General features: G+C 67.5%; 3 protein-coding genes. 2 read left to right on the forward strand and 1 reads right to left on the reverse strand.

What is annotated here, in order from left to right; translation table 11 throughout:
• Positions 1–32 precede the first annotated feature (32 nt).
• Positions 33–1463: a cellulose binding domain-containing protein gene (locus G6045_RS38990; protein ID WP_165336985.1), complete on the reverse strand. Its 1431-nt coding sequence runs from the start codon at positions 1461–1463 to the stop codon at positions 33–35.
• Between the two features lie 335 nt (positions 1464–1798).
• Between G6045_RS38990 and G6045_RS38995 the strand changes: the two genes are divergently transcribed.
• Together G6045_RS38995 and G6045_RS39000 are read left to right on the forward strand one after the other, a co-directional pair.
• Entirely contained in the window at positions 1799–3070 is a 1272-nt protein-coding gene (locus tag G6045_RS38995; protein WP_328708071.1) for a nucleotide sugar dehydrogenase, read from the forward strand.
• Entirely contained in the window at positions 3067–5277 is a 2211-nt protein-coding gene (locus tag G6045_RS39000) for a glycosyltransferase (protein WP_328708072.1), read from the forward strand. Before G6045_RS38995 ends, G6045_RS39000 begins: the two co-directional genes overlap by 4 nt.
• Positions 5278–5320: the final 43 nt, after the last annotated feature.

Genomic DNA, 5320 nt, shown 5'->3' on the forward strand with positions numbered 1-5320 from the left:
AACCCGGGCGGCCCCCTGCTGTCGTTGCCGCGTCAGTCGCTCTTCGACGTATCGAAGTACCCGACCCCGCCCTCCTTGAAGGACTCCGCCGCCTGCTCGGCCTCCTCGGCCGTCAGCGTCTGATCCGCGACCTGGTACATCCAGTCGATCTGCATGTCCCAGACCCGCTCACCGGAGAGCGGCTTGTCCAGGTCCACGAACCAGGTGTTGAAGTTGATGTGCATGTCCGAGCGCGGCACGTAGCTCTTGCTGCTGCGGTACAGCGTCTTGCCGTCCATGCTGTAGGTGACGCCGTCCTTGTCGACGACGATGAGCATCGTGTGCCAGCCGCCCAGGCGCTTGTCGTGCTCGCGGGTGACGCGCGCGCCGATGTCCTCGAGATTGTCGTTGCGCCAGGTCGTGGTGGTCAGCCGCGGACCCGGGGCGCCCCAGCCGCCGTTCGGCATGTACTCGAAGTCGAGCTCGCTGTACTTGGCGCCCTTGCCGCCGATGGTGAAGAAGGTCTGCTGGATCGGGTCGCCGTTCTTGCCGGAGGCCGGCTTGTCGGCGAACTTGACCCGGGCGGCGTAGGTGCCGGCGCGGAACGTTCCGTTCCTGGTGCCGATCGCCGACTGGCTGGTGCCCGATGTGGTTCCGTCCGTGCTCGCCCTCAGGTTCAGAACCTGTCCGTCGACCGCGTCCTTCGCGCCGGGGAAGGAGATGCCCCCCGCCTCCCAGGTGTCCTCGACGCCGGGGCCGCCCTCGCTGGACCGCACCAGCCAGTTGTGCTTGAACAGCGCGGTGTCCTTGGGGCCTTGGTAGTTGAAGTTGTCGAAGACCGCCCCGGCCGGGAGCTCGGCGAAACCGCCGGCCTCCGTGGTGCCCGTCCCGCCGTCCGGCTCCTCGCCCCAGGCGAGCTTGCCCTGCCGGTACGCCGCGATCTGCTCGGATTCCGCATACGCGCTCTTCGTCGCGTCGAAGGACCAGTCGTCGTCCTGCTGGAGCGGCTTGTGGTCGGTGCGGAACAGCTGGAGCTCAAGGCCCTTGCTGTTGCCGCCCGGGGCGACCGTGCCCGACTTGTCTGAGAAGCCCAGTTCCAGGTAGTGATCTGCCTTTTCGCTGGGCTTGTCCATGGCGACGATCGTCCCGGACAGGTTCGAGCAGCCGATGTGGGCCTCGACACAGTTGAAGGCGTACGAGGCGTCGTCCTCGGCCGTGAAGTAGTAGCGCAGCTTCACTTCGCTCAACGGCAGGGGCTTGTCGGACGTATTGAGGACCTCGAGCCACGGGCGGGCCGCGTCGGACTCGGCCTTGGTTTCGGTGCGGTAGCGCACTGTAAGGTCGGGTTCGTCCGGATTGAAGTGGTTGTACAGCGGTTTGGCCGCAAAACCCGCACCGGCCAGGACGGCCAGGACGAGCAGGGTTTTGAACACCTTGCCTATTCGGCTGCGGCCTTGAGGCCGCCGGCGGCGGGAGGTCGCCACGGAAACTCCTTCAGGGGGGCGCTGGGCGATGCGCGCCCGGCTGCTGGAACGGCGCCGAGATTACCCGCAGTCGACCGGGGAGCCGGGGCTCGGGCAGGGTGAAGAGTGGATAACGGAATCCCGGCCTCCTTGTTACCACTGGGTTTGCAGAGAGGCCGACTCCCCAAGGGACTCAAGGGTTGTACGGAATGTGCTGTGAGAATCGAGACCGTGCACAAGCTGTGAAGAGTTGGCCATTCCTCGATAGCATCACCAGTCGTTTATTCGATTCTTGAGAGAACTTGAGCGCCAACCACCCGCGGGGGTGCCGGCGGCGCCGTGGGGAAAGCGTGGCTGTGAACAGAAGCGCAACCGTGGACCTGGTCGTCGTCGGGCTCGGCTATGTCGGCCTGCCGCTCGCCCGTGCCGCCAGTGCGTCCGGGCTGAGAGTCGTCGGCCTCGATCGCAGCGCACCGGTCGTCCAGGGGCTGAACTCGGGCGTATCGCACATCGACGACATCAGCGACGCGGATGTCCAGGCGATGATCGAGCGCGGCTTCCGCGCGGTCGACAGCCCCGAGGTCATAGCCGAGGCGGCCGCCGTCGTCATCTGCGTGCCGACCCCCCTGACCGACCACGGTGCCCCCGAACTCGGCGCCGTCAACGCCTCGGTCGCCGACATCGCCGCCCACATGACCCCGGGCACCCTGGTGGTCCTGGAGTCCACCACGTACCCCGGCACCACCGACGAGGTCGTCCGCCCTGCCCTCGAGGCCGGCGGTCTGCGGGCCGGCGTCGACTTCCACCTCGCCTTCTCGCCCGAGCGCATCGACCCGGGCAACCCGACCTACGGCCTGGAGAACACTCCCAAGGTCGTCGGCGGCACCACCCCCGACTGCACCAAGGCCGCGCGCGCCCTGTACGAGGGCTTCGTCGGCGGGGTCGTCGAGGCCAAGGGCACCCGTGAGGCCGAGATGGCCAAGCTGCTCGAGAACACCTACCGGCATGTGAACATCGCCCTCGTCAACGAGATGGCCATGTTCTGCCGTGAGATCGGTGTCGACCTCTGGGACTCGATCCGCTGCGCCTCCAGCAAGCCGTTCGGCTTCGCCCCCTTCTACCCGGGCCCGGGTGTCGGCGGTCACTGCATCCCGATCGACCCCAACTACCTCTCGTACAAGGTGCGCTCGCTCGGCATACCGTTCCGCTTCGTGGAGCTGGCGCAGGAGATCAACCAGCGGATGCCCGCCCATGTCGTCTCGCGCGCGGCCGATCTGCTCAACGACCAGGGCAAGCCGGTGCGCGGCTCCAAGGTGCTGCTCCTCGGTGTGACGTACAAGCCGGACATCTCGGACCAGCGTGAGAGTCCCGCCGTGGACGTCGCCGAGCTGCTGCTCGAGCGCGGCGCCGACCTCGTCTACTACGACCCGCGCGTGGAGGGCTGGACCGTCGACGGCGCAGAGGTGCCGCGCGTCGACGACTACCTCGAGGGCGCGGCCCGGGCCGATCTGACCATCCTGCTCCAGCACCACAGCGAGCTGGACTTGGACAAGCTGGCCGACCATGCGACGAAGCTCTTCGACACCCGAGGCAAGTCCGCCGACCATCCCCAGGTAGTCAAGCTGTGAGTGATACGGACACGTACATACCCGGGGCCGTCGATACCGACGGCCGCCGTAGGCACAAGCGGCGACGACATCTGAAGGTGTCGTACTTCTTCTTCCTCGCCATCGCCGCGGTGATCGCCACCAAGCTGGACCCGGACTCGCTCCACCTGTACTCGTTCGGCGCGATGGGTCTGCTGACCCTGAAGATGTTCGGCGCCCTCTTCTACCGGCCCGCGAAGGCCGACCGCGAAGAGCTGATGTACCTGGACAACGCGTGGGTCACCGCGGTCATCCCGATCTACAACGAGGACCCGGTGATGTTCGAGCAGGGCATGCGCTCCCTGCTCGCGCAGAGCCGGCTGCCCAACGAGATCCACATCATCGACGACTGCAGCGCCGATGCCGGCGGCATCCGGGCGGCCAAGAAGATGCGCCGCGAGTTCGAGGCCAGGGGCGTCAAGTACACCGTCAGTGTGCAGCCCGAGAACAAGGGCAAGCGCGAGGCGCTCGCCCTTGGCTTCGAGGCGGCTCCGTACACGGATCTGTTCCTGTGTGTGGACTCCGACACCGTGCTCTCCCGCGACACCGTCCGTGAGCTGCTGCTGCCGATGGCCGACCCGAAGATCATGGCCTCGACCGGCATGGTGCTCGCGCTCAACCACGACAGCAATATCTTCACCCGTCTCCAGGACCTCAGGTACGGCAACTCGTTCCTCTTCGAGCGGGCCGCGTACTCGCGTCTGAAGTCGGTCCTGTGCTGCTGCGGCGCCCTGTCGGTGTACCGCGGCACCCTGGTGCGCAAGTACCTGCCGGACTTCCTCAACCAGCAGTTCCTCGGCAAGCCGGCCGTCTTCGGCGACGACCGCCGGATGACGAACTACTGCCTGATCGAGGGCCAGGTCGTCTTCCAGGAGACCGCCGTCGGCTACACCGCCGTCCCGGAGAAGCTCCCGCACTTCCTGCGCCAGCAGGTCCGCTGGAACAAGTCCTTCTTCCGCGAGTCCCTGTGGGCCTTCCGCAACCAGAAGAAGTGGCGGCCGGCGTTCTGGCTGACCTGTATGGAACTCGCCCTGTGGCTGATCTTCGGCTCGGCGATGTTCTACTCCATGGTCATCCTGCCGATCATGCACCCGTCGCAGTTCGTCAACCACATCGGCGACTACCTGATCTTCATGGTCCTGATGGGGTACCTGCGCAACGTCCGCTATCTGGACTTCCCGCGCCGCGGCATGGGCTTCATCAAGCGCTTCGGCATGTTCCTGCTCGCCCCGCTGTACGGAGTGATCCAGCTCCTGCTGCTCACGCCGCTGCGCTTCTACGCGCTGCTCACCCTGCACAAGGGAAGCTGGGGCACCCGCCAGGCCGGTGTCGAGGTCTCGGTGGCGGGCCACGAGGGCGAGATCGCCGAGGTCTGGGAGGAAGAGGACCTCAACTCCTCGCGGCAGGTCTCCTCCACGATCGAGATGATGCGCCTCGAGGGCATCGCGCTCGCCCGCACACAGGCGCACCACACCGGCCGTCAGCTCGCCGGCCAGCCGTATCACGACGAGTACAGCGACGGTGAGTTGAAGGATCTCGGTGCCAGCATGCCGCAGCAGCGCGTGGCATGGAGCGGCGTGCCGGACGAACCGCAGCCCATCCCGCAGCAGGGCCAGCGGCCCGTGTACCAGAGCGGGCAGTACGTTCCGCAGGCGCAGAACGGGCAGTACCCGCCGCAGGCGCACAACGGCCAGTACGCGCCGCAGGCCCCCCAGGGCCAGTATCAGCAGGAGCCGCACCCGCAGCAGGGCCGGCAGGGGCAGTACCAGCAGGCCGCCCACCACCAGCAGGGCCAGTACCAGCAGGGCCAGTACGTCCAGCCCCAAGGCGCGCAGCCCCAGGGTGGTCACATCCCGCAGCAGCCGCAGGGGCCGCACCCCATGGCCGGGCGGACGCAGGGCGGCCAAGTCCCTTACGGTCAGGGGCAGTCCGGGCCTCAGCATGGCTACCCGCAAGGGCAGCACCCGCAGCAACAGCAGCAGGGGCAGCACCCGCAGGGCTACGGCGGCCAGGCAGGCGGCTATCAGCAGGGCGGTCAGCCACCCCGCATCCCGCAGCAGCCGCAGCAGGGCGGCTACGGGCAGCAGGGATACGACGACGGGACGGACCCGCAGGCGGCCTCGTACGGTCAGTCCCGGCGCAGCCCCGAACCGCACCCCCAGGACGGGTGGTTCGGCGAAGGCCGCTGACAGGGCAACAGCAAGGGGCGGGGCCCGGTGCACGACACCGGGC

Origin of the sequence: Streptomyces mesophilus, assembly GCF_011044995.1 — a bacterium.
Classification (GTDB): Bacteria; Actinomycetota; Actinomycetes; order Streptomycetales; family Streptomycetaceae; genus Streptomyces; species Streptomyces mesophilus.